At 71.4% G+C, this 25286-nt stretch carries 17 protein-coding genes, 1 tRNA gene and 1 pseudogene; 3 read left to right on the top strand and 16 right to left on the bottom strand.

Annotated elements, in window-relative coordinates:
- Positions 1 to 9 precede the first annotated feature (9 nt).
- The 8 genes from ACFY0D_RS01960 to ACFY0D_RS01925 form a co-directional block, all read right to left on the bottom strand.
- Positions 10 to 153 (bottom strand): hypothetical protein, encoded by a 144-nt coding sequence (locus tag ACFY0D_RS01960; protein ID WP_267841490.1) that lies wholly within the window; start codon positions 151 to 153, stop codon positions 10 to 12.
- A gap of 113 nt (positions 154 to 266) precedes the next feature.
- Positions 267 to 1133: a protein kinase gene (locus ACFY0D_RS01955; RefSeq protein WP_390796477.1), complete on the bottom strand. Its 867-nt coding sequence runs from the start codon at positions 1131 to 1133 to the stop codon at positions 267 to 269.
- A complete protein-coding gene (locus tag ACFY0D_RS01950) occupies positions 1130 to 1777 on the bottom strand; it encodes a hypothetical protein (RefSeq protein WP_390796476.1) in 648 nt (215 codons plus the stop codon). The genes ACFY0D_RS01955 and ACFY0D_RS01950 overlap by 4 nt, the downstream gene beginning before the upstream one ends.
- A gap of 6 nt (positions 1778 to 1783) precedes the next feature.
- A complete protein-coding gene (locus ACFY0D_RS01945) occupies positions 1784 to 2509 on the bottom strand; it encodes a hypothetical protein (protein ID WP_390796475.1) in 726 nt (241 codons plus the stop codon).
- A 5-nt stretch (positions 2510 to 2514) separates the two neighbouring features.
- Positions 2515 to 3147, bottom strand: a complete 633-nt coding sequence (locus ACFY0D_RS01940; RefSeq protein ID WP_390796474.1) for a hypothetical protein — start codon at positions 3145 to 3147, stop codon at positions 2515 to 2517.
- Positions 3144 to 5030 carry a radical SAM protein gene (locus ACFY0D_RS01935; protein ID WP_390796473.1) on the bottom strand — a complete coding sequence of 629 codons (1887 nt, stop codon included), beginning with the start codon at positions 5028 to 5030 and terminating at the stop codon, positions 3144 to 3146. The genes ACFY0D_RS01940 and ACFY0D_RS01935 overlap by 4 nt, the downstream gene beginning before the upstream one ends.
- A 39-nt stretch (positions 5031 to 5069) precedes the next feature.
- Complete coding sequence (locus ACFY0D_RS01930) at positions 5070 to 5504, bottom strand: NUDIX domain-containing protein (protein WP_390796472.1); 435 nt, start codon at positions 5502 to 5504, stop codon at positions 5070 to 5072.
- Positions 5505 to 5659: 155 nt separating this feature from the next.
- Positions 5660 to 6256 carry an ATP-binding protein gene (locus tag ACFY0D_RS01925; RefSeq protein WP_390796471.1) on the bottom strand — a complete coding sequence of 199 codons (597 nt, stop codon included), beginning with the start codon at positions 6254 to 6256 and terminating at the stop codon, positions 5660 to 5662.
- 265 nt (positions 6257 to 6521) lie between these two features.
- On the opposite strand from ACFY0D_RS01925, the gene ACFY0D_RS01920 reads away from it, so the two are divergent.
- From ACFY0D_RS01920 to ACFY0D_RS01910, 3 genes and pseudogenes are all read left to right on the top strand, one after another.
- Positions 6522 to 7892, top strand: coding sequence for a hypothetical protein (locus ACFY0D_RS01920; RefSeq protein ID WP_390796470.1), 1371 nt, complete (start codon positions 6522 to 6524; stop codon positions 7890 to 7892).
- Positions 7889 to 8728: a DUF1932 domain-containing protein gene (locus ACFY0D_RS01915; protein WP_390796469.1), complete on the top strand. Its 840-nt coding sequence runs from the start codon at positions 7889 to 7891 to the stop codon at positions 8726 to 8728. Before ACFY0D_RS01920 ends, ACFY0D_RS01915 begins: the two co-directional genes overlap by 4 nt.
- A 135-nt stretch (positions 8729 to 8863) precedes the next feature.
- Positions 8864 to 9924: pseudogene (locus ACFY0D_RS01910) on the top strand (site-specific integrase); the annotation flags it as partial.
- Between the two features lie 18 nt (positions 9925 to 9942).
- On the opposite strand, the gene ACFY0D_RS01905 reads toward ACFY0D_RS01910, so the two are convergent.
- From ACFY0D_RS01905 to ACFY0D_RS01870, 8 genes are all read right to left on the bottom strand, one after another.
- A tRNA-Thr gene (locus ACFY0D_RS01905) sits at positions 9943 to 10016 on the bottom strand.
- Between the two features lie 332 nt (positions 10017 to 10348).
- The gene (locus ACFY0D_RS01900) at positions 10349 to 11899 is read right to left on the bottom strand and encodes an alpha/beta hydrolase (RefSeq protein WP_390796468.1); all 1551 of its coding nucleotides are present in this window, start codon (positions 11897 to 11899) and stop codon (positions 10349 to 10351) included.
- Positions 11900 to 12083: 184 nt separating this feature from the next.
- Entirely contained in the window at positions 12084 to 13295 is a 1212-nt protein-coding gene (locus ACFY0D_RS01895) for a DNA polymerase III subunit delta' (RefSeq protein ID WP_390796467.1), read from the bottom strand.
- An 83-nt stretch (positions 13296 to 13378) separates the two neighbouring features.
- Positions 13379 to 16720, bottom strand: a complete 3342-nt coding sequence (gene tmk / locus ACFY0D_RS01890; protein ID WP_390796466.1) for a dTMP kinase — start codon at positions 16718 to 16720, stop codon at positions 13379 to 13381.
- A 201-nt stretch (positions 16721 to 16921) separates the two neighbouring features.
- Entirely contained in the window at positions 16922 to 19735 is a 2814-nt protein-coding gene (gene topA, locus ACFY0D_RS01885; protein WP_390796465.1) for a type I DNA topoisomerase, read from the bottom strand.
- A 623-nt stretch (positions 19736 to 20358) separates the two neighbouring features.
- On the bottom strand, positions 20359 to 21873 hold the full coding sequence (locus ACFY0D_RS01880) for a methyltransferase (protein ID WP_390796464.1): 1515 nt from the start codon (positions 21871 to 21873) through the stop codon (positions 20359 to 20361).
- Positions 21874 to 22014: 141 nt separating this feature from the next.
- Positions 22015 to 22581: a small secreted protein gene (locus ACFY0D_RS01875; protein WP_390796463.1), complete on the bottom strand. Its 567-nt coding sequence runs from the start codon at positions 22579 to 22581 to the stop codon at positions 22015 to 22017.
- Positions 22582 to 22745: 164 nt separating this feature from the next.
- Positions 22746 to 25148 carry a sodium-translocating pyrophosphatase gene (locus ACFY0D_RS01870; RefSeq protein WP_390796462.1) on the bottom strand — a complete coding sequence of 801 codons (2403 nt, stop codon included), beginning with the start codon at positions 25146 to 25148 and terminating at the stop codon, positions 22746 to 22748.
- Between the last annotated feature and the right edge of the window lie 138 nt (positions 25149 to 25286).

Raw genomic sequence — 25286 nt, 5'->3', positions numbered from 1 at the left:
TGTCGGTGTTCAGGCGGTGGTGGTCTCCGCCTCGGCCGTCGGCCAGCCCTCGGCCGAGACGCTGGAAGTGTGGGCGGTGGTACGGACGGTCTCGTCCTCGCCGCGCAGGTCCTCGACGTTGGCGAGGAAGTCGGCGATGCGGTCCTGGTTCATGGGGTGTTCCGCCTTTCGGTCTCGTTGGCTTCGGTTTGCTCCGCTTGCTCTGCTGTGAGGCCGGATTCGGGGTGGAGATCTCGCCCTGGGCATGATGGGCTCCCGCGTGTCGGTCAGCGCTGGTGGAGGTCGGCCGCGGTGCGGAGTGCGGTGTAGAGGTCCTCCATGGCCGGCCGGTCGTCCGCTTCGTCGGAGAGCGCGGCAGCGACGATGCTGCGCAGCGGTTCCGGGATGAGAGGCAGGTTCGTGCGGCCGGCCAAGCGGGGGATGTCCCCGCACAGGTAGCGGTAGACGAGGACGGCGAGGCTGAAGACATCGGCTGCCGGGGTGGCCTCGTGATAGCCGGTGAGGTATTCGGGCGGCCAGTGGACCTCGGGGCCGCGCTGTTCAGGCCCGCGCGGGGTGGACAGGTGCCGGGCGGCTCCGAGGTCGGTGATCAGGCCCCGGTCCTGATCGATGAGGATGTTCTCCTGGTAGACATCGCGGTGGACGATTCCGCGCTGGTGCAGGTTGGCCAGGCCGTCGGCGACGTCGGCAAGGATGCCGAGGCCCTTGCCGGTGTCCTTGGACGAGGCCATGAAGGCCCGGAAGTTCCCGCCGTCGCAGTGCGGCATGGTGTACCAGTCGAACCGCTCCGAGCTGCCCTGTTCCAGCAGCGGGACGACGTGATCAGTTGCTCCTGCGGCGGTGGTCAGATCCGCCTCGTGGCGAAAGTCTGCGCGGGTGAGGGCACGTTCGGTCTCGGTCATCTGTGCATACCAGTAGAAGCCGTACGCGGCGGGCTTCTCGGCGGGGTCGAGCTCGGCCAGGACGTGGTTGCTGCCGAAGCCCGCCTTCAGCACGACGTCCTCCTGGCCGGGGTGGCTCGCTCTGACCAGGGTGCTGGCCCGCGTGAACGCGAGGAGGTCGCTGATACGCCAGCCGTCCGTGCGGAGCTGATCGAGGACCCATGCTGCGGGATGCATCGGGTGCAGGTTCATCGGCTCGCTTCCTTGTTCGTGGCCGTGGGGCTGCCGGCCGAGCGGAGGTCCTCCATGCAGGCGTCGACCAGGACTTCGAGGTCGGCATGGGTGGTGCAGGGGTGCTTCAGCACGGGAAGGCCAGTGGCCTTGGTCCAGGCGTCTGCGGCCTCGTCGTAGAGGTCGGCCAGCCGGGCGGCGGTCTCGGGGCGTTCGGTGAAGCGGCGCTCTGTCGCACGTCGAGTGATCCTGGTGTGGCAGATGACGGGCTCGGTGGTCAGCAGAACGGTCAGCTGCGGACGGGCCTGGGTTCGCTCGGCGAGGCGCTCGACGTACGCGTCGACGGGCTGCTGGTGGAGCAGGGCAAGCAGGCAGGCGGTGGAGAGGGTGAACCGGTCGGCAAGGACCGGGCCCTCGGTGAGGGCTACGGCGATATTGAGGCGGGAGTGCAGGGCCAGGTCCTGGGCAGCGGCGTCGATGGCCTCCTGCTCATCGCCCCCGTGCCCGGCCCGCAGGCGGATCAGGGTGCGGGTGGCGGGGTGGGATAGCCAGGAGAACTGGCCGATGTGGCTGAGGGGGATGCCCTCGGCGTGGGCGGTGGCCAGGAGTCGGTCGCGGAGGGTGCTCTTTCCGGCGCCGGCTATGCCCTCCAGGGCCAAGAGCACGCGCGCTCACCCGGCCGCGGTGGGCTCGGCGATGAGCCAGCTGATGAACTTGGCAACCCTGCCGGCGGTGACCGGGAGGGTTCCGTGCGCGAGCTGGGAGCCGTAGAGCAGGGCCGTTCCGGGGGCCGGGGCGACGCTCCAGCGGGTGCGGGGCATCTGCTGGAACCAGGAGGCGGAGTTGTCGGCTCCGTCGTGGGCCAGCCACATGCCCTCCGCATAACCGTTCGAGGCGGCATCGGGGACATTGCCGTTCCACAGGCGTTTGCTGGAGGCGGTCTCGACGTAGAAGTCGCCTCCGGCGTCGGCCTGGGTGATCACGACGCTGATACCGGCGATCTGGCGGGGCCAGGCGAGTGGGTCGGGGGCGATGCCGTCGAGGTGGCTGGTGATGTGCTGGCCGACGCCGTACTCGACGTAGGTCCACGGGCGACAGAGGGTGATCGAGGGCATGACGCGGGAGAGCGCCGGCCGGGCGCGTTCGAAGGCGTCGCCCAGGAGCTTTTCGGCGGCTTCGGGGATCGAGGGGATCTCAACGCGTCCGGCCGGTTCGTAGACGGCCATGGCCTGTTCGGGGCTGTGGCCGGGGATTTCGTGGATGGAGGTGCGGCGCTCTTCACCGAAGCGGCTGGTGCCGCCGCTGGTCAGGACGTCGTTCATCAGGTCGGCGAGGTGGGTCCGCTCGGCATCGCTGAGGAAGTTCTCGATGCTTCCGACGCCGACGGTCTCGGCCATGTGGATCACTTCGTGGTCCCCCCTTGCTGGAGCACGCGGTGGATGTCGTTCAGGTCCGTGCAGTGGTTGAGCCAGCTGATGACCGGGCTGCGGGTGGCGGCCAGCGGGTCCTGCCACAGGGCGAGGAGTTCTCCGATCAACGGGAAGTCGCCGCTGTCGGGCAGCAGGTCAGCGTCAGGTGTCTCGGCCTGGGCCAGGGCGCCGCACGAGGCCCCGTGCTGCTGGGTGAAGACGAGGGCGAGACGGGACGCGGCCGCGGCGCGGCAGGCCCGTACGAGGTGGTCCGGGGGCAGCGGCAGGCCATACGAGCGGTGTTCGGCGGCTGTCCATGCCTGGGCGATGGCGGCGCCGCAGGCTGCGATGCGGCAGGTGGCGCAGCACCGGTGGTCGGAGTCCGGGCAGAGGCGGAGGTGCTCGCCGAGGGTGGTTCCGATCTCGTCGAGGACTGCCCAAGCGGTACGGGCCAGGACAGTACCGACGTCTGGCTGTCCGTATCCCGCGATGTTCCTGTGGTTGCAGCAAGGATCGCCCGCTCCGGGCTGCTCGCTGGAGGTGAGGGCGGGTTCGATGAACAGAGTGTGGAAGTAGGTGATGCGTCCCAGGAGCTGGTGGATGGTGACCGTGTCGCCGGGCTTCATCGCGGCACCCCCTCGGGGGCTTGCGGCGACACCGGCAGTGGGCAGGCGCACGTGGTGCGGGTCTTCGGGCGCTCGGCATCGAGGGCTGCGGCCAGCACAGCGGTGGCCTCGTTCAGGCGGGCGAAGTAGTCGTCCCACCTTTGGCCCGGGGCGGGGTCCAGGCTCAGGTCGAGGACCGGGGTGGTTGTGCCCGTGTTCTCGCAGGTGAGCTCCGAGCGGCCGACGTTGGCCTCGATGCCCGTGGGGAGAAGGGCGCTTGCGAACGTGGCGGCCCGGCACAGGGCCGCGGCAGCGCGTGCGTACTCCTGGCGGTCGCGGGCGAGGATCCCGATGCGCAGCCCCGTGGGGGCCAGGTCCGCGCCGGTGTACTGGTGGCCCTGGCAGCTGTCGTACGTGACGAGCCCCCAGGCTCGGGTGACCGTGTCGACCAACGGCCAGACGCCGGGTTCGATGGCCGCCTGCCACATCGGGTGGGCTGGGGTGAGATCGTCGGCCTCGTGGACGCCGGCGAGGCCCACAGTGTTGATGTTGCCGTGCTCACTGGTGTGCAGCCTGACTTCGCTGCCGACGGGGTCGGGAGTGTCCCAGCCGGTCAGGAAGGCGTTCACGTCGCGCATGCTGTTCGGGGTGCGTGGGCGCCAGCGCAGGCTCTGGCACCAGGCGCCGGCGGGGTGCGCGGGCTGGGCCAGCAGTGCGGCAACGCCGTCGATCATCCGCATGCGGTAGTCGCAGTACGCGTCGTGATCGTTGGCCGGGTCCTGGCGCCAGCGGGTGGCGATGCATCCTCCGCCGCAGGTGGTGCGGTAGTCGCAGGTCATGCACTTGTCCATCAGGGCTTTGCCCTGATCCAGGAGGAGCGAGGCCTGCTGGGCACGGACCACCTCGTGCTCGTCGGCTGTGGACTCCAGCTGGGTGAGGCGGGCCTGCGGCCAAGGAAGTTCGTCGCAGCTCCCGAGCCGGCCGTCGGGGTAGAGGGTGAAGACGTGGTCGCACTTGAGGTCGGAGAAGTGGCAGAACCCCGTCGTCAGACCCCGTAACCGCCGGATCGTGGAGACGGCCGGTTCCAGCTTGATGCGGGCGAAGTGTCCGGCGGTGATCCAGTGAGTGGTGGCGGCAAGGACGAACTGGGCGTACTCGTCGGGATGGATCGCCCAGGCCGGGCCATCGGCTGTGTTCACGGCAGCCTGCTGAAGCAGTCGACTGGCCGACGTGCGCCTGCTCGGCAGGGCCGTGGAGCGGCGGATCGTGGAGTCGAAGCAGGGTACGAAGCTGACCGCGTTGACCGAACCGAAGCCGGCGAGGTGGTCCAGCACCTCTTCGGCGCGGTCCAGCACCGCCGGGGTCACGGCGGCGATCACACCGACGCTCCGGCCCCGCTCCGCGAGCAGACTCAGGGCGGCGGCGACGCGCGGATACACGGGCTTGCCGTCGTAGCCGACACGCCAGGCGTTGCCCTGGGCGTCACCGTCGAGGGAGATGCCGATCCGGAGGTCCGGGCAGAGGGTGTCGAACATGTCGAGCCAGTCGGCGTCGAGCAGGACACCGTTGGTCTGCAGGCTGACACGGACGGCCTGCGGCATTTCGGCCAGCTCCGCCAGGATCTCGCCGATGTGCTCCCGCCCCGCCGTCAGGGGCTCGCCGCCGTGGAGTTCGACGGCGAGCTTGCGGCCTTTGAAGATGTCGGCCAGGCGCCTGATCTGGTCGGCGCTGACCCTGGCACCCCCAGGGGCCTCCTTGCGCTTCTCGTAGCAGTAGAGGCAGTCGATGTCGCACGTCTCGCCGCGCGTCTTGACGATGACCGACACCGCGGTGCCGGTGTCATCGGCGTCGAGGCTCCGGTAGAGCCCGTCGATCGTGTGGCGCTGTTCTGTGCTGAGGTTCATCGGCTGCCCCCTCCTATGCTGCCGTGACCGGGTGACTGGCTAGTCGGACAGACGCCCCAGCAGGGCGCCCTGGCCGGACTGGAGAATGTGCGCGGCCCCCAGCGGGATCCAGAAGCACTCGAAGTGAGTGGGCTCCTGCTCGCCGTCGTGGTCCTCCTGGCTCATCCACCGCTCCGGGGTCGGCTCGGTGAGCTCCAGGTGGAAGACGTGCCGGTGCTGGATCTCGAACCGGTACGGGCTGATGTCGTACTCGGTCTCGCCGAGCTTGCGGACGATCTTGAAGTCCGACAGACCGGTCTCCTCGCGGGCCTCGCGCAGGGCGGCGGCCTCCGGGGTCTCACCGGGGCGGATGCTGCCCGCGGGGACCTGGATGCCGACCTCCTCGTAGGAGTAGTCGGTGTGGCGGAACACCAGAAGGCGCCCGTCGCGCACGACGTAGACGAGGACCTTTTCCTTCGTCACCTTCTCGGGCATGGCAACAACCTCCACTTGGTACAGGAGCTGATGAGTGGGCCCGGCCCAGCAGAGGGCCGGGGAACTGCTTATCCCCCCCGGCCGCCTGTGGCTGGTCGGTGTCACGGGGAAGCCCACGATTCTAGGGCTCCAACTTGCTGTCGAATCAGCGTCATTCAGTCGACAAGCTGGCCTGCAAAGGGCCTGTCGGCTGCTGGAGCTGCGGTCCGGCGCCTGACCCTCGTTCGGGTGTGCGATACCGGGCCTGCTGCTGATGTACGAGCCCTCGCCGCCACCCGCTTGGCTACTTCGCCGGCACTACCGGAGGGCAGGCGTCGAACCTGACCACTGGCCTGATCCGACCTTTGATCCCCCGCGCTGCTGGGCAGAGCGAACTCCGCCCAGCAGCGCTTGCCCGTCGCCGTCAGATCAGCACCGTGGCGGTCGGCGAGCACGGATACGAGATACAGGCCGCGCCCGGACTCGGAACTACCGCTCAAGGGCTCCGGCCGCGGCAGCACCTTCGTAGCGTCATGCACCTCGACCACAAGCACAGGCCCCTCCTGGCAGGCACTGACGGTGACCAGCCCCGACGCGCTGTGGCGCACGGCGTTGGAAATCAGCTCACCAGCCGCCAGCTCGATTCCGTCCAATGCCTCCTCGTCGAGCCGTATGCCCCAAGAACGGATGCCGGCGACGACGTGGTGTCGTGCCTGCTGGGCGGCGGCTGCCGTGCGGGCGACGGTGAACGCGAGCTGGTGGTGCGCTGCCATGAGCGGGCCTCCTGGGCTGCCTGACTTGCGTAACCACGGCGGAGACTCGGCCTCGCAGGGCCGCTGTCTTGCCGGGGCGAAGATGAAGTGTTCCCGGCGGCTCCCGCCTGAACGAGGCCCTGAGCGGCGCCGAACGCCGTCCTTTCGTGCCTAACCGATGTCTATTCGCTGTCCACCTGGAATTTCTGGACAACAGATCTTCGATCGGCGGCTGTTGATGTCTAGCGTGGAGACCGGACAAGGACCCCGGCATGAGGGAGCGGCTGTGGAGCCATCAGGACCGACCCTCTTCCAAACCCTGATCAACCAGCGGGGCTGGCAGGACTACCAGGTCTTCAAGCGGCGCTACGAGCAGGCAGCCAAGCAGTTAGCCGAGCTGGAGGGACCGCCATCGATCGCGACCGCGACGATCGAGAAGCGACAGTTCTTCCGGTACGCGCATGGCGAGGTCCGCACCCCGCAGACCGTCGCCCGCCGTGTCCTGGAGTTCATGTTCCCGGGCCTCCCGGCCGCCCGACTCCTCGGGCCTGCGGAGCCCAAGCCGACGGCATTGCCGGACCATCATCCAGCGGCTGACGGTCGCAATGCAGTGGATCCATCCGAGTACGGCCTTGAAGACGTGGTCATGGCGGCGGCGAACGAGTCGGCGCAGTTCGCAGCCAGGGCAGAGAGCAGCAACGTGGGACCGCACACGCTGGAGCAGCTGGAAGCTGACATCCGCCGCCTCGTCGTTACGTACCCCAACCGGCCCGTCGGGCCCCTTTTTCGCGAGGTACGCGCCCTGCGCGACCGCGCCTTCGAACTCCTCGAAGGACGTCAACCACCGCGGTACACCTCAGACCTCTACGTGGGCGCCGGCGTCCTGTGCGGTGTACTGGCCAATGCGAGCTTCGACCTGGGCCGCTACGACGCGGCCGAGACACAGGCACGCACTGCCTTCCTCTTCGGTGAGCTGGCCGGCCACAACGGACTGCGTTCCTGGGTCCGCGGGCTCCAGGCACTCATCGCGTACTGGGACGGTCGCCCGGTAGACGCCGTGCGCCTCGCCGACTCGGGAAGCACGTTCACCCCCGAATCCGGCACGGCGCAGATCCGGCTGGAGAGCATCAAGGCGCGTGCCTTCGGCCAGCTCAACCGGGCCAGCGATGCTCTGGCGGCCCTCAGTGCCGCCGACCGCCTACGAGACCACCTCGTCGAAGGTGACGAGCTGCCCGGCGGAATGATGGCCTTCCCCGTCGAGAAGCAGCTGTTCTACTCCAGCAGCACTCACTTGTGGCTGGCCGGCGGGCAGCACCTCAGTGACGCCGAGGCCCGCGCCGACGAAGCGGTGGAGCTCTTCCAGTCCGCGCCTCCGGAGCAGCAGCGACTCGGTGAGATGTCCCTGGCCCGCATGGACCTGGCGATGGCTCGGCTGGGCCGAGGGGACATCGACGGAGCGGCGACCCAGATCCACGCTGTCCTCGGGGTCAGTGCCCGGCGCCGCACCGAGAGCGTCGATCGCCGGATCGGCCACTTCAGTCGTCAGCTCGCGCTGCACCCCGGGGCCGGATCACCTGCCGCGATCGGGCTTCGTGAGGTGATCATTGCTCATCAGGAGCGCATGCCCGCTCAGCTCCCGCCAGGAGGCAGCCAGTGACGACCGTGACCCTCTTGCACCCCGGCGCCATGGGCGCGGCCGTCGCCGCCCAGGCCGTCGCCGCAGGACACGAGGTGCTGTGGGTGCCGGTGGGCCGCAGCGACGCCACCCGCCGGCGCGCGAAGGAAGTCGGCGCCACCGCATGTGACTCGCTCGACGAGGCGCTGGAACGCAGCGAGATCGTCCTGTCGATCTGCCCGCCGCAGGCCGCCGAAGACGTGGCGACCACGGTCGCTGACCGCGCCTTCGCCGGGGTGTACGTGGACGCCAACGCGATCAACCCCCAGCGCATGCAGCGAATCGCGGAGGGGATCAGGCCGGGCGCCGTGGTCCTCGACGGGGCGATCTTCGGCCCGCCGCCCGGTGGCCAGCGGGCTGCTCGGCTCTACCTGGCCGGCGAAGCCCAGGCCGTGGACACGATGGAGCGCCTGTTCAAGGACACCGCGTTGCACGTCCGCCGCGCGAGCGGCAGCGTCGGCTCCGCCTCCGCACTGAAGATGGCGTTCGCCAGCTACCAGAAGGCCGCCCGAACCCTCGCCGGCGTGGCCCACGCACTGGCCGACGCCCATGGAGTCGGCGACGAGCTCACCGTCGAGGCGCAGGCGATGGCCTCCAACATCCTCGCCGACCCCGGATACCTGCCCAGCGTGGCCGCACGAGCCTGGCGCTGGGCACCGGAGATGGAGGACATCGCCGAGACTCTCCGCGCAGCCGGTCTGCCCGCAGACATGGCCGAGGCTGCGGTGACGGTGATGTCGCGCTGGGAAGGAGACAAGGACCGGTACGACCTGGAGCTCACCGACGTCTTGTCCCACCTGCGGAGCCAGGGTGAGTGAGCAGCGACCAGTACTCTCCCCGGACGAAGTCCAGCAGCAACCCGTCGCCGCTGCCGTCGTCGTCCACAAGGGGCGGGTGCTGCTCGTGCGACGCCGAGCAACTCTCCTGGCAGTTCCCGGCAGGCAAGAAGCTGCGCCATCGCCGGCGGCAACGCCGAGGTCCTGGAGCAGAACTCCCAGCGGCGTTCCGCCGTAGAGGAGTTGGCGACGATCCCGTGGAAGTGGGCGGAGAACCGTGTTCGCCGGAAGGCGCTGAAGGCGGCGCTCGACGCGCTGCCGGCCTTCCGCCGGGTGACCGGCCCCGCCACCCGGCGGCCCGCGTCGAGATCGATCCCGTGCGCAAGGCGAAGGCGCTCGTGTGGACAGACGAGCGGGTCGCCAAGTAGGAGCAGGCCGGCGAGAAGCCCTCCCCCGTGACGGTCTGGACGCCGGAACAGACCGGCGCCTTCCTCGACTCCATCGCCGGCGACCGGTTGTACGCCCTGTGGCACCTCATCGCCTTCCGCGGCCTGCGGCGTGGCGAGGCGTACGGGCAGCCCTGGTCCGAGACGAACCTCGACCGGCACTCCCTCACCGTGCCCGGGCAACTGGTCCAACACGGACGGGGGGTGAGGCCTCCGAGCGGAAGGCGGACAGCGGGTTCCGGGGCGTCGCGCTCGATGACGACACCGTCGGCGTCCTGGACGGGCCACGCAGGCGACAGGAGGCCGACCGCGCCGAGTGGGGGTCGGCCTGGGCGAACGCCGCGCTCGTCTTCACCCAGGAGGACGGCTCCTCGCTCCACCCGGGCAAGGTGACCGATCTCTTCGAGCGGGCACGACCTCCGGCGCGGGGCGGCCACGCTCATGCCCGCGGCCGACATCGACATCAAGATCGTGTCGGACACGCGCGGCATCTACCAGAGCGTGCTCCCCCACATCGGCAAGAGCGCCGCCGAGGCCACCGCCAAGCTGGTCCCTCTCCAGCGCAAGGCGGAGCACGAGGAGCAGGCCCGCAAGGCCGCCAGGACGGCCGAGCGAGCCGCGAAGGCCAAGGTCAAGGTCAAGGGGAGGAAGAGGGCAAGGCCAAGAAGGCCACGAAGAAGAGCTGACAGCCCCTCCGCTCACGCATCGCTCACGCACGGGATCTCGGGTCCCGGCCACCGCAGGCGCCGACCGATCCCGGAAATAGCAAAAGCCCCAGGTCACGGCGAGTGAGTCCTGGGGCTTCTACAGAGCCGCCTTCGGGATTCGAACCCGAGACCTACGCATTACGAGTGCGTTGCTCTGGCCAACTGAGCTAAGGCGGCACCGCTGGTCAGACAAGTGTTCCCTCGAAGAGGGGCGCTCATCAGCAGCGGCGCCAAGTCTACAGGGTGTGGGAGGGTGCCCTGAACCAGGTTTCGCGGAGGCGGGGCGCTGGTCACAGAACGGGGCGATCGCGGCACATCCGGCGCGTTTCGTCACCAAGCCGGACGGGGGTCCCGCAGGTGCGCCGGGGTCTGCTCGGGCAGCCCGGAGTGCTCGGCGTCCGTGCGCCACAGGGACCCGGGATCGGGCGGAAACTCCTGCGTCGGCGGGGCCGGCTTGTGGAACCGCTCCGTGCGCGACAGCGGCACCAACCAGCACCGGGGCGGCGGCCTCAGCACTTCTTGCCGTCCTGCGGGGCCTTGCCCTCCAGGAGGTAGCGGTTGATCGCGGCGTCGATGCAGTCGCTGCCGCGCCCGTACGCCGTGTGGCCGTCGCCGTCGTAAGTGAGGAGCGTGCCCGATTCGAGCTGGCCGGCCAGCGCCTGGGCCCACTTGTACGGGGTCGCCGGGTCGCGCGTGGTGCCCACCACCACGATCGGCGCGGCGCCCTTCGCGGTCAGCTCCCTCGCCTGGCCCGTGGCCTTCACGGGCCAGTACGTGCAGTTCAGCGCGGCCCAGGCCAGACCCGCGCCGAAAACCGGGGAGGCCTTCTCGAAGGACGGCAGGGCGGTGTCGACGGCCTCGGGGCCGCTGAAGGCCGGGGGCTGGTCGAGGCAGTTGACGGCGGCGTTCGCGAACATCAGGTTGGCGTACTTGCCGTCCGCCTCGCGCTCGTAATAGCTGTCGGCCAGGCTCAGCAGGCCCGATCCGTCGCCGTTCATCGCCGAGCTGAGCGCCTCGCGCAGCTGCGGCCAGGCGCTCTCGTCGTACAGCGCCGCGATCACCCCGGTCGTCGCCAGGGCCTCGCCCAGCGGGCGGTCCGGGTCGCCGCTCGACACGGGCTGGGCGTCGACCTTGCGGAAGAACTCCTTCAGGCGCGCCCCCACCGCGTCCGGGCCGCCCTTGCCGAGCGGGCAGTCGGGCTGCTTCGCGCAGTCCTTGGCGAAGGCGGTGAAGGCCGTGTCGAAGCCCTCCGTCTGGTCCCGGTTCAGTTCGAGCGCGGGCCGGGTGGGGTCCATCGCCCCGTCCAGGACCAGCCGGCCGACCCGGTCCGGGAAGAGGTCCGCGTACGTGGCGCCCAGGAAGGTGCCGTACGAGGCCCCGACGTAGTTGAGCTTCTCGTCCCCGAGCAGCGCGCGCAGCAGGTCCATGTCCCGGGCGGCGTCGACGGTGGAGACATGCGGCAGGACCCGTCCGGAATTCGTCCGGCAGCCGGCCGCGAACTCCTTGAAGGCCGCCACCAGCTCCGCCCGCTCGGCCGGGTCGTCCGGCGTCTGGTCCACCTGTGTGTACTTGTCCATGGCCGGGCCGTTCAGGCACTCGACGGGGCTGCTGCGTTCCACCCCGCGCGGGTCGAAGGACACCATGTCGTACCGGGCCCGGACGGCCGCGGGATAGCCGATGCCGGCGTACGCCTGGAGGTAGCCGATGCCGGAGCCTCCCGGGCCGCCCGGGTTGACCATCAGCGAGCCGAGGCGCTTGCCGGGACCGGTGGCCGTACGGCGCGACACCGCGATGTCGACGTCCTGGCCGGAGCCGGGGTTCGCGTAGTCCAGCGGGGCCTTCATGGTGGAGCACTGGAATCCGGGGACACCGCAGTCGCGCCAGGTCAGCTTCTGCTTGTAGTACGGGCGCAGCGCGGCCGCGTCGGGGGACGGCTGCGCCGCCGGGGAGAACGCGGCGGCCCCGGGTTCCCCCAGCCCGCCCGAGGTACACCCGGAGAGCAGCAGCCCGGCGGCTGCGATCACGGTTCCGGTGGTACGCAGCAGGCGACTGGTGTCCATCCCCGGAGCGTACGTCCTACCGGCGGACGTGAGCAGGCGCTCCGGGACCGGACGGCCGCACGCCTTCCGTGGCACGTGCCGGGCCCGGCACGGACCGGCCGCTACCCGGCCCCGGCGACCGGTTCGCCCGTACGGGTGAGCCGGTCAACCGGGTATGGACCACCGCCCGGCGGCCCGGACGCGGTCAGCCCGCGCGCAGCGCCATCGTCATCGCCTCGACCGCGAGCAGCGGGGCGACATTGCGGTCGAAGGAGTCCCGGCAGGCGATGATCGCCTCGATCCGGCGCAGGGTCCGCTCCGGGCCCGAGGCGCGGGCGATCCGCTCCAGGTCCGGCCGTATCTCCTCGTTGGCGATGGCCACGGACGAGCCGAGCTGCAGGGCCAGGACGTCCCGGTAGAAGCTGGTGAGGTCGGTCAGCGCCAGTTCGAGGGTGTCGCGCTGGGTGCGGGTGCGACGGCGCTTCTGCCGGTCCTCCAGCTCCTTCATCACGCCCGCCGTGCCGCGCGGCATCCGGCTGCCGGCGCCCGTTCCGGCACCGAGCGCGGTCCTCAGCTCCTCGGTCTCCTTGGTGTCGACCTCCTCCGCGACCTGCTTGGCGTCCTCGGCGGCGGCGTCCACCAGCTCCTGGGCGGCCTTGAGGCAGGCACCGACGTCGTCCACCCGGAGCGGGAGCTTCAGCACCGCAGCCCTGCGCTCGCGGGCCCCCTCGTCGGTGGCCAGCCGACGGGCGCGGTCGACGTGCCCCTGGGTGACCCGGGCGGCGGCCAGGGCCGCCGACGGCTCGATGCCGTCCCGCCGCACCAGCATGTCGGCGACGGCCGCGACCGACGGGGTGCTGAGGTTGAGGTGGCGGCAGCGGGACCGGATGGTGGGCAGCACGTCCTCCACGGAGGGCGAGCACAGCAGCCAGACCGTGCGGGGCGCGGGCTCCTCCACGGCCTTGAGGACCGCGTTGGCGGACTTCTCGTTCAGCCGCTCGGCGTCCTCGACGAGGATGACCTGCCAGCGGCCCGTGGCCGGGGACGTGTAGGACTTGCGGACGGTGTCCCGCATGTCGTCGACGAGGATCTGGCTGCCGACCGCAACGACGGTGGAGACGTCCGCGTGCGTGCCGACCATCGTGGTGTGGCAGCCGTCGCAGAACCCGCAGCCGGGCTCACCGCCGAGGGCGCGGTCGGGGCTGGTGCACTGCAGGGCGGCGGCGAAGGCCCGGGCGGCGGTGGTCCGCCCGGATCCGGGCGGACCGGTGAGCAGCCAGGCGTGGGTCATCTTGGACCCCTCGGGCGGCGCGGTCCCGGCCGTGATGGCCGTGACCAGTGCGTCGGCATCGCGGGCGGCGGCGGCCAGCTGCGTCTGGACCCGCTCCTGTCCCACCAGGTCGTCCCATACGGGCATCCCGCCCACCGCCTTTCACTCTCCGTGCACCCATTGTGGCGGGCGCCACCGACAATCCCGTCCCGGTCCCGTCGCCGCCGGGGTCAGCGGCGGCGGCGCGGTCGCCGTTCGCCCTCGTCGCCCTCGTCGCCGTCCTCGTCGCCCCGGTGGCGGCCCAGCAGTTCGTCCGCCAGCGTCGGCAGGTCGTCCAGCGGGGTCTCCTCGGCCCAGTCCGGGCGCGGCCGGCGCGGCCGGCCCTCGCCGTCGACGACGGGGAGCTCCCGCGTCCGGTCGTTGCCGGAGTCCCGGAAGATGCCCGACGGCACCCGGTCGGCCGGGTCCTCCTCGGGACGCTGGGCCGTCGGCCGCGTGGCGGACCGGGCCCGTCCGCCACCGCTGTCCTGCGCGGGCTGCGGCGCCTGCGGGGCGGCCGGACGTACGGGCGGCAGCACGGCCGTCTCGTCGGCCGGGCGAACGGGCGGCAGCACCGCCGTCTCGTCGGCCGGGCGAACGGGCGGCAGCACCGCCGTCTCGTCGGCCGCGCGGACCGGCGGCAGCACCGCCGTCTCCGCGGCGGAGGCCGGGTCGATCTTCGGCACCGGGACCGTCTGGGTGACGTCGTCCGGCTGGACGACCCGCTTGACCGGCTTGGACTCCGGAGCCACCGGGACCACCGGGGTCTCCACCGTCACCGCGTCGTCCGGGTGCGGCTCCGGCTTCGGCTCCGGCTCCGGCTTCTTGGTCATACCGACCTTGGGCGCAGGGGCAGGCGCAGGGGCAGGCGCAGGGGCAGCAGCAGGCGCGGGAGCAGGCGGCGCGACCGCAGCAGCCTGCGCGGCCGCCACAGCAGCGGCAGCCGCGGCCTTCGCCGCCGCCTCGGCCGCCACCAGCCGGCGTGCCTCCTCGGCCTTCAGCAGGGCCTCCTCGGCCCGCCGCTGCTTCTCCAGCCGTCGCTCCTCGGCCTCGGCCCGCAGCCGGGCCTCCTCCTCGGCCTGCCGGCGCAGCCGCTCGGCCTCCGCCGCACGTGCCTTCTCCTCGGCCTCCAGACGCAGCCGCTCGGCCTCGGCGCGGGCCCGGGCCTCCTCCTCGGCGCGCAGCCGCTCCTCCTGCGCCCTGCGGGCGGCCTCCGCCTCGGCCCTCATCCGCGCTTCCTCGGCCTCGCGGGCCAGCCGGGCCTCCTCCTCGGCCCGCAGGCGCGCTTCCTCCGCCTTGCGAGCCGCCTCTTCCTCGGCCTTGCGCCGGGCCTCCTCCTCGGCGAGGCGCCGTGCCTCCGCCTGGGCGGCCACCTCGGCCTCCGAGAGCGGAAGCATCCGGTCCAGGCGGTGCCGTACGACGGTGGTCACCGACCCCGGGTCCTGGCCCGCGTCGACCACGAGGTAGCGGCCCGGGTCGGACGCGGCGAGGGTCAGGAACCCGGACCGCACCCGCTGGTGGAACTCCGCCGGCTCCGACTCCAGGCGGTCCGGTGCCTCCGTGAACCGCTCGCGCGCCGCCTCCGGCGATACGTCGAGCAGCACGGTCAGGTTCGGGACGAGCCCGTCGGTGGCCCAGCGCGAGATCCTGGCGATCTCCGTCGGGGAGAGGTCACGGCCGGCCCCCTGGTAGGCCACCGAGGAGTCGATGTAGCGGTCCGAGATGACGACCGCGCCGCGCTCCAGGGCCGGGCGCACCACCGTGTCCACGTGTTCCGCCCGGTCGGCGGCGTACAGCAGTGCCTCGGCCCGGTTCGACAGACCGGCCGAGGAGATGTCGAGCAGGATCGAGCGGAGCCGCTTGCCGACGGGGGTCGCCCCGGGCTCCCGGGTCACCACGACCTCGTGGCCCTTGCCCCGTATCCAGTCGGCCAGCGCCTGGACCTGGGTGGACTTGCCGGCTCCGTCGCCGCCTTCCAGGGCGATGAAGAACCCGGTGGCGGACGCCGCCTGTACGGGCTCCCCGCCGCGCAGCGCCTCGCGCAGGTCCCGCCGCAGGGGTACGCCCCGGCGGTCGTCGGCCTTGGTGAGCACGAGCACGGCGACCGGCAGCAGCAGGGCGCCGACGAGCATCAGGGTGAAGGCGGCGCCGCCGTGTGCGAAGACGACCTCGGCACCGGTCAGCCGGTGCGGGCCGATGGCCGCGGCCAGGAGGGGCGCGGCCACGGCGCCCAGCGCCACGGCCACCCGTACGACCGCCTGGAGGTGCTCGGTGATCCGGGCCCGCCGGAACTCCTCGGTCTCCTGGTCCAGCAGGGTGTGGCCGGTGTTGGCCGCGACGCCCGCGGCCGTGCCGGCGAGCAGCGAGAGGAACAGCACGGTCGCCATGTCCGGGACGAGCCCGGTCAGGAGCAGCGCGAGCCCGGTGACCGCTATGGCGAGGGCCATCAGCCGGCGGCGGGACAGCGCGGGCAGCACCTTGCCGGCCTGGGTGGCGCGGATGCCCGCGGCGGTGCCGCCGACCAGCGCGAGGACGAACAGCGCGAAGGCGGCCGGGCCGCCGCCCAGGTCGAAGGCGTGCAGCACGGAGACGGACACGGCGCAGGACACCGCTCCGGCGACCGCGGCGCAGCTCAGGACGAGAAGGGGGATGACGCCCGTACGGCCCTTGTCGGGCCGGTCGCCCGTTTTGGGGGTGCGCAGGCCCTCCAGCGGCGAACGCGGACGCGGGGTCGCCCCGCCGGGCAGCACCAGCGGCAGCAGCAGCGAGACCGAGGCGGCGAAGAGGCCGGAGGCCACGTACGAGCCGAGGGCGGCCTGGTTCGCGACGAACCAGTCGATGCCGAGGCCGAGTGCCTTGCCGACCAGGGTCGCGGCGAGCAGCGCGGCGGCGGCGATCGGAAGCGCCGCGAAGGACGTACGCAGGGTCAGCCGGCGCAGCGCGTCCAGGTGGTCCGGGAGCGGCCGTACGGTCGCCCCCTCCGGCGGCGGCGCGGGCAGCAGGGCGGGAGCCGCACTCTCCTTGGCCAGGGTCCACAGCCGCTCGGCGGCGCCGGAGACGAAGACGGTGGCCAGCAGCGCGGTCAGCGCGTGGGCCGCGATCCAGTCGAGCCACAGCGGGGCGACGACGAAGAGCCCGAGGCGGACCCCGTCGGCCCCGATCATGGTCCAGCGGCGGTCCAGCTTGCCGTCGGCGCCCAGCAGCCCGGCCAGCGGGCCGAGGAGGACCGCGCCGAAGAGCAGGGTGGCGAGGATACGGACCCCGAAGACGGCGGCGACGGCGAGGGCCGCGCCGCGGAACCCGCCGCCGAAGCTCCCTTCCGAGGCCGCTGCCTGGAGGGCCAGCAGCACCAGCACCAGCAGGGCCAGGGCATCACCGATGCCGCTCACCAACTGGGCGCTCCACAGCCGGCGCAGCCTGGGAGTGCGCAGCAGTGCGCGCACCGCACGCTCGCGGGAATCCGCGGCTAGGGCTTCGTCGTAGGTGGGGTTCGCCGGGGCGGTCACGACCGCCGGCTGCTCGGCTCGCGTCATCCGCCCAGCCTATCCGCTGCGCTATGCGGGTGCGGAAGCCTGTGGACAAGGCCGGGTGTGACCCCGGACCCACCTTCCGGGAAGCAGCCCGGCGCCGTTGCGGAGCCCTGCCCCGGACCCCGCGCCTCAAACGCCGGCGAGGCTGAATGCGGCGGGGCGACGCACAAGAGCCCCACGCTTCGCGTGGGGCTCTTGCCGCGACTACTCGTCCGCGGGAGCCGCGGCGGCCTTCTTGGCCACCGTCTTCTTCGCGACGGTCTTCTTGGCGGTCGTCTTCTTGGCCGCCGTCGTCTTCTTCGCGGCAGCGGCCTTCGTCGCCGTCGCCTTCTTCGCCGGGGCCTTCTTGGCGGGGGCCTTCTTCGCCACCTTCTTGGCCGGGCCCTTCGCCCGCTTCTCCGCGAGCAGCTCGTAGCCGCGCTCCGGCGTGATCGTCTCGACGTCGTCGTCCCGCCGCAGCGTCGCGTTCGTCTCGCCGTCCGTCACGTACGGACCGAAGCGGCCGTCCTTGACCACGACCGGCTTCTCGCTGACCGGGTCGGTGCCCAGCTCCTTCAGCGGCGGCTTGGCCGCGGCCCGGCCCCGCTGCTTCGGCTGCGCGTAGATCGCGAGCGCCTCGTCCAGCGTGATCGAGAAGAGCTGGTCCTCGGTCTCCAGCGACCGCGAGTCCGTGCCCTTCTTCAGGTACGGGCCGTAGCGGCCGTTCTGGGCCGTGATCTCCACGCCCTCCGCGTCCGCGCCGACCACGCGCGGCAGCGACATCAGCTTGAGCGCCTCGTCGAGGGTGACCGTGTCCAGGCTCATGGACTTGAAGAGCGAGGCCGTCCGCGGCTTGACCGCGTTCTTGCCCGTCTTCGGGGTGCCCTCGGGGAGGATCTCCGTCACGTACGGCCCGTAGCGGCCGTCCTTGGCCACGATCTCGTTCCCGCTGACCGGGTCCTTGCCGAGCTCGAACTCGCCGCTCGGCTTGGCGAACAGCTCCTCCGCGTACGCGACCGTCAGCTCGTCCGGAGCCATGTCGTCCGGGACGTCGGCCCGCTGGTGGCCCTCCGCGTCCTTCTCGCCGCGCTCCACGTACGGCCCGTAGCGGCCGACGCGCAGCACGATGCCCTCGCCGACCGGGAAGGAGGAGATCTCCCGGGCGTCGATCGCGCCGAGGTCCGTGACCAGCTCCTTCAGACCGCCGAGGTGGTCCCCGTCGGCCGGCACGACCTCGGTCGCGTCCTCCGAGCCGAAGTAGAACCGCTTCAGCCACGGCACGGACTGGGCCTCGCCCCGCGCGATGCGGTCGAGGTCGTCCTCCATCTTCGCGGTGAAGTCGTAGTCGACGAGCCGCCCGAAGTGCGTCTCCAGCAGGTTGACCACGGCGAACGACAGGAAGGACGGCACGAGCGCCGTGCCCTTCTTGAAGACGTATCCGCGGTCGAGGATCGTGCCGATGATCGACGCGTACGTCGACGGACGGCCGATCTCGCGCTCTTCGAGCTCCTTGACCAGCGAGGCCTCGGTGTAGCGGGCCGGCGGCTTGGTCGAGTGCCCGTCCGCCGTGATCTCCTCGGCGGCGAGCGCGTCGCCCTCCGCGACCTGCGGCAGGCGCTTCTCGCGGTCGTCGAGCTCGGCGTTCGGGTCGTCCGCGCCCTCGACGTAGGCCTTCATGAAGCCGTGGAAGGTGATCGTCTTGCCGGAGGCGGTGAACTCGGCGTCACGTCCGTCCGAGGCGCGGCCGCCGATCTTCACGGTGACGCTGTTGCCGACCGCGTCCTTCATCTGGGAGGCGACGGTCCGCTTCCAGATCAGCTCGTACAGGCGGAACTGGTCGCCTGTCAGACCCGTCTCGGCCGGGGTGCGGAAACGATCACCCGAAGGACGGATCGCCTCGTGCGCCTCCTGGGCGTTCTTGACCTTGCCGGCGTAGACGCGCGGCTTCTCCGGCAGGTAGTCGGCCCCGTACAGCTGCGTGACCTGCGCCCGCGCCGCCGACACCGCGGTGTCGGACAGCGTGGTGGAGTCGGTACGCATATAGGTGATGAAGCCGTTCTCGTACAGCTTCTGCGCCACCTGCATCGTCGCCTTCGCGCCGAAGCCCAGCTTGCGCGAGGCCTCCTGCTGCAGCGTCGTCGTACGGAACGGGGCGTACGGGGAACGGCGGTACGGCTTGGACTCGACCGACCGGACGGCGAACGAGGTGTCCGCCAGAGCGGCGGCGAGCGCCCGGGCGCCTGCCTCGTCGAGGTGCAGCACCTCGCTCTTGAGCTGCCCGTTCGAGCCGAAGTCACGGCCCTGGGCGATGCGCTTGCCGTCGACCGTGTTCAGCCGGGCGACCAGCGTGGAGGGGTCGGAGGCGTCACCGGCGCGGCCGGTGGCGAAGGTGCCGGTCAGGTCCCAGTACTCGGCGGAGCGGAAGGCGATGCGCTCGCGCTCCCGCTCGACGACCATGCGCGTGGCAACCGACTGGACGCGGCCGGCCGACAGCTTCGGCATGACCTTCTTCCACAGGACCGGCGAGACCTCGTAGCCGTAGAGGCGGTCGAGGATGCGGCGGGTCTCCTGGGCGTCGACCATGCGCTGGTTGAGCTCGCGCGGGTTGGCGACGGCGTCGCGGATCGCGTCCTTGGTGATCTCGTGGAAGACCATCCGGTGGACGGGGACCTTGGGCTTGAGGACTTCCTGCAGGTGCCACGCGATGGCTTCGCCCTCGCGGTCCTCATCGGTGGCGAGGAAGAGTTCGTCGGACTCGGCCAGCAGCTCCTTGAGCTTCCTGACCTGGGACTTCTTGTCCGCGTTGACGACGTAGATCGGCGCGAAGTCGTGCTCGACGTCCACACCGAGGCGGCGGACCTCACCGGTGTACTTGTCGGGAACCTCGGCCGCGCCGTTCGGGAGGTCGCGGATGTGCCCGACGCTCGCCTCGACGACGTATCCGGGGCCGAGGTAGCCCTTGATCGTCTTCGCCTTGGCTGGGGACTCGACGATGACGAGTCGGCGGCCGCCCTTTGCGGTCTCGCTAGTCGGGGACAACTTGGCTCTTCTCTCCGGTCGGCACTCGGTCGCAGTACGGCGACGCTGCGGAGTGTGACGGTACAACCCGCCCCCGTGTCAAACGGCAGAAGCCCGCAACGGCCACTCGAACGGTAACCCGACAAGTGCCGTTTCTGCCGCCCGGATGCCGCGCCGGGGCGTTCCCGATCACCGGGCAGGGTGGCCGGGGGGCCGTCTGGCCGCGCCTTCGCACCCGGTCCCGGGCCTGCTCCGACCTCGGCTTTCCGGGCCGGATCCGGGGCCGCGGCCCGGTCCGCCCGGGTCCTTCGAACTCGGTGCCGAAGCCGCGCGAGGCGACCCGGTACCAGGGCCGTCGCCGCCCGCCGACGAGCCGGGCCGACGCGCCCGGCCGGCGCCACGGCCGCGACGGGGCGCGTGCCCTTCGCCACCGGCGCACGGTGGCGGAGCACGCACCCTCGTCAGGCCTGCAGAGCGGCCCCGAACAGCGGGAACACGGCCGCCGCGAAGATCGCCGGACCGTTTTCCGCGCCGCTTCCCCTTACCCCCGGGCCGCTCACGGGATCCCCCCGGATCCCCCTGCGCAGGAGACTCGCAGCCCTGCGAATACAGCGGGCGAACCCCGGGTTACATCCCGGGGCCGACTACTGCGCGGGGCCCGCCACGGGGTCCAGGAAACCCTGCTCGACCAGCAGCCGGATGGCCTCCGGAGTGCGGTCCCGCAGCACGATCGGGTCCTCCTGGACGAGCTGCGCGATCGCGTCCAGGATCCGGCCCGCGCTCAGTGAGCCGTCACACACTCCGGCGAAGCCGGCGCCGACCGTGTCGACCTTGGTGGCGCGCCGCATTCCGCGGTTCTGCCGGAGCACGACATGTTCCGGATCCTCCGCGCCGGGCGCGCCGACCTGCTCCTGGACCACTTCCTCGGCCAGTGCGAAATAGGCCTCCAGCAGGGCCGCGTCGTCGTGCTGCCGCAGGTAGTCCTGGCGCGCGAAATGGGCCAGGACGGCCTCGCCGAGCGGCTGCTCCACCGTGTGGGGCCACTCCTCGACCACGATCGAGGGCTCGGCCGCGTCCGTCCGGCGCAAGGTGATCCACCCGAAGCCGACGGACTTGGTCCCGCGGGCCTCGAACTCGTCCAGCCAGTCCTCGTACCGCCGCGTGTACTCGGCCGGGTCGGTCCGGTGGTCGCCCGCGTCGCGCAGCCACAGCTCGGCGTACTGCGTCACGTCCTGCTCGTCACGCTGCACGATCCAGGCGTCGCAGCCGCGCGGCACCCAGGAGCGCAGCCGGTCGCGCCAGTCCTCGCCCTCCACGTGCTGCCAGTTGCCGAGGAACTGCGCGTACCCGCCCGGGTTGAGCCGCGCGCCGGCCTCCTGCACCAGGGTCCGGCACAGGTCGTCGCCGCCCATACCGCCGTCCCGGTACGTCAGCCGGGCGCCGGGCGAGATCACGAACGGCGGGTTCGACACGATGAGGTCGTACGTGGCCTCGCCGACCGGCTCGAACAGCGACCCGGTGAGCAGCTCGGCCTCCGGGGCCCCGGACAGGGCCAGCGTCAGACGGGTGAATTCCAGGGCCCTGGGGTTGACGTCGGTGGCGGTGACCCGGGTGGCGTGCCGGGACGCGTGCAGCGCCTGGATTCCGGATCCGGTGCCGACGTCGAGGGCGGAGCCGACCGGGGTGCGGACGGTGATCCCGGCCAGGGTGGTGGAGGCGCCGCCGACGCCGAGGACCACGCCCTCATCGCGGCTGCCGATCCCACCGGCCCCGCCGACGGAGCAGCCGAGGTCGGAGACGATGAACCAGTCCTCGCCGTCCGGGCCGCCGTACGGGCGCACGTCGACGGTGGCGTGCACCTCGTCGCCCTCCAGCCGCAGCCAGCCGTCGGCCAGCGCCGCCTCGACGGGCAGCGCCTCCACGGCGTGCACGTACGGCTCCGGCTGCTGGAGCAGGAACAGCCGGACCAGGCTCGCGAGCGCACCGTCGCCCGGGCCGCGCGTGGCGCGCAGGGCGGGGACGGTCTCGCTGCGGGCCAGCGCGGCGTAGGCGGGGGCGCCGAGCAGGTCGAGCAGCCCGTCGGCGGTGAAACCGGCGGCGAGCAGGGCGGCGCGGAGTTCGGGGGCGCGATCGGGCTTGGGGAGGCTGGTGGTACTCACGCGTCCATTGTGTCCGCTGGGACCCGTCCTGCCGATCACACCGGGCCCGCAGGTGCGAAAGGGCGGCCGAGGCCCCTTCCGGGACCCCGGCCGCCCTGAGCGGCGTACCGCGCGGAACAGCGCCCGCGCGGGCGCGCCGTGCTACTGCGAGGACGCCGGTGCCGCCGCGACCTGGCAGCCCTTCTGGCCGTTGATCGCCGGGCCGAGGCCACCCGCCTTGAGCTGGGCGAGCGCGTCCTGACCGCCCTTCGTCACGTCCTTGAGCCCGCCCGCGACCTCCTTGAGGCCGTCGGCGAACTTCGTCTTGTCCTGGGGGTCGAGGGCGTCCGTCTTCGCCTTCAGGTCGGCGTAGCCCGTGGAGGTCGTCTCGAAGCCCTTGGCCGCCGCCTCCTGGGTCGCGGCGCCGTTCTTGACCGGCGGAACGCCCGCCGACCGCAGGGCGTCCGCCATCGCCTTGTACGACTCGGTCATGGTCCCGAACGCCGCCGAGTCGGTCTTCTGGACCTCGTCGGGCTTGCTGCTCTCCGAGGCCACCCGCTTGATCTCAAGGTTGGCGGCTTCGATCTTCTCAAGCTGGGGCTGCCACTGGTCACAGACCTTCTTGGCCCATGAGCCGGCCTTCTGGTCGGTCTCGTCCCCGCCGCATCCGGACAGGACGAGCATCAGTGCCGCACTGCCCGACAACGCGGCCGCGATCTTCTTGTTCACCGGATTGGTCCCTTCGAAGGCTCTCGGCCCGGAAGATACACGCCCGCCCTCCGGAGACGCACAAAGGCGGACAGACGGCGCGTGAGTCCGCGCCGCCCATCCGCCTTTCGGGCGTACCGGCCGGCCCTGCCCGGCCCTGCCCGTACCGCTGACCGGACCTCGGGTCAGGAGACCGTCGCGGGGTCGGCCGACTGGGCCACCCGCTCGGCGGCTCCGCCCTCGGTCTCGTCGCCGACGGCGATGCCGCGGCGCTTGGAGATGTACACCGCGCCGATGATGACCCCGATCGCGAGGACCGCGACGACGGCCCGCACGACCGGGCTGCTGTCCCCGCCGTAGCTGAACTGCACGACCGCGGGGGCGATCAGCAGCGCGACCAGGTTCATGACCTTGAGCAGCGGGTTGATCGCCGGCCCGGCGGTGTCCTTGAACGGGTCGCCGACCGTGTCGCCGATGACGACCGCGGCGTGGGCCTCACTGCCCTTGCCGCCGTGGTGGCCGTCCTCGACGAGCTTCTTCGCGTTGTCCCACGCGCCACCGGAGTTGGCGAGGAAGACCGCCATCAGGGTGCCCGTTCCGATGGCACCGGCGAGGAAGGAGCCGAGCGCGCCCACGCCGAGGGAGAAGCCCACGGCGATGGGGGTGAGCACGGCGAGCAGGCCGGGCGTGGCGAGCTCGCGCAGCGCGTCCTTGGTGCAGATGTCCACGACGCGCCCGTACTCGGGCTTCTCGGTGTAGTCCATGATCCCGGGGTGCTCGCGGAACTGGCGGCGCACCTCGTAGACGACGGCGCCCGCAGAACGGGAGACGGCGTTGATGGCGAGGCCGGAGAACAGGAACACGACGGCCGAGCCCAGGATCAGCCCGACGAGGTTGTTGGGCTGTGCGATGTCCAGGCTGAGGTTCATCTCCCCGGCCTTGGCACCGACTTCCTTGACCGCGGTGGCGATCGCGTCGTTGTACGAGCCGAAGAGCGCCGCCGCGGCGAGCACCGCCGTCGCGATGGCGATGCCCTTGGTGATGGCCTTCGTGGTGTTGCCCACGGCGTCCAGGTCGGTCAGGACCTGCGCACCGGCGCCCTCGACGTCGCCGGACATCTCGGCGATGCCCTGGGCGTTGTCGGAGACGGGCCCGAAGGTGTCCATGGCGACGATGACGCCGACGGTGGTGAGCAGGCCGGTGCCGGCCAGGGCCACCGCGAAGAGCGCGAGCAGGATCGACGTACCGCCGAGCAGGAACGCGCCGTAGACACCGAGGCCGATGAGCAGAGCCGTGTAGACGGCGGACTCCAGGCCCACCGAGATTCCGGCGAGGACGACGGTGGCAGCTCCCGTCAGGGAGGACTTGCCGATGTCCCGGACGGGGCGCCGGTTGGTCTCGGTGAAGTAGCCGGTCAGCTGCTGGATCAGGGCCGCGAGCACGATGCCGATGGCGACGGCGACGACGGCCAGGATCCGCGGGTCACCGGTGTGGTTGGTGATCGCCGGGTTCTCGACGCCGACGAGCTCCTTGTAGGTGGCCGGCAGGTAGGCGTAGACGGCGATCGCGACCAGTGCCAGGGAGATCACGGCGGAGATGAAGAACCCGCGGTTGATGGCGGTCATGCCGCTGCGGTCGCTGCGGCGCGGGGAGACCGCGAAGATGCCGATCATCGCGGTGATGACACCGATCGCGGGCACGATCAGCGGGAAGGCGAGGCCCAGGTCGCCGAAGGCGGCCTTGCCGAGGATGAGCGCGGCCACCAGGGTGACGGCGTAGGACTCGAAGAGGTCGGCCGCCATTCCGGCGCAGTCTCCGACGTTGTCGCCCACGTTGTCGGCGATGGTCGCGGCATTGCGCGGGTCGTCCTCCGGAATGCCCTGCTCGACCTTGCCGACCAGGTCGGCGCCGACGTCGGCGGCCTTGGTGAAGATTCCGCCGCCCACGCGCATGAACATCGCGATCAGGGCGGCGCCGAGACCGAAGCCCTCCAGGACCTTGGGGGCGTCGGCGGCGTAGACCAGGACGACGCAGGAGGCGCCGAAGAGGCCGAGGCCGACGGTGAACATGCCGACGACGCCGCCCGTCCGGAAGGCGATCTTCATCGCCTTGTGGGAGACCTCGGTCAGGTCCTTGGCGGGCTCCCCCTCGGCCGGGGTCGCCTCGCGTGCGGCAGCGGCGACACGGACGTTGGCGCGGACCGCCAGGCGCATGCCGATGTAGCCGGTGGCGGCCGAGAAGATGGCGCCCACGAGGAAGAAGGCGGAGCGCCCGCCCCGCTGCGTCCAGTCGTCGGCGGGGAGCAGGAAGAGCAGGAAGAAGACCACGACGGCGAAGACGCCGAGGGTGCGCAGCTGCCGGCCGAGATAGGCGTTGGCGCCTTCCTGGACGGCTGCGGCGATCTCCTTCATGCTGTCGGTTCCCTCGTCGGCGGCGAGGACCTGGCGGACCAGGATCTGCGCGACGACGAGTGCGGCGAGTGCCACGGCCGCAATGACGATCACGATGAGCCGATTGTCATCGGTGAGTACTGCGGCTGCCAGATCTGTGGTGCGATCCGGCGCGATAGGGGTGAAGAGCCCCGTCATTCGTCCTCCTTGACGCGATGAGCTCAAGATGTGGACGGATTGTAGGGAGCGCGACCCGATCAAAACAGTGCGCAGGAAACGTAATTGGCGTGCTCTCGCTCCTCAGCAATAGATCGCGTCACTCCATTACCCTCGAAA

Origin of the sequence: Streptomyces sp. NPDC001502 (assembly GCF_042894785.1) — a bacterium.
In the GTDB taxonomy this organism is placed as follows: domain Bacteria; phylum Actinomycetota; class Actinomycetes; order Streptomycetales; family Streptomycetaceae; genus Streptomyces; species Streptomyces kutzneri.
Note: the sequence above shows the minus strand (reverse complement) of the source record. Positions and strands in the feature narration are given on the sequence as shown.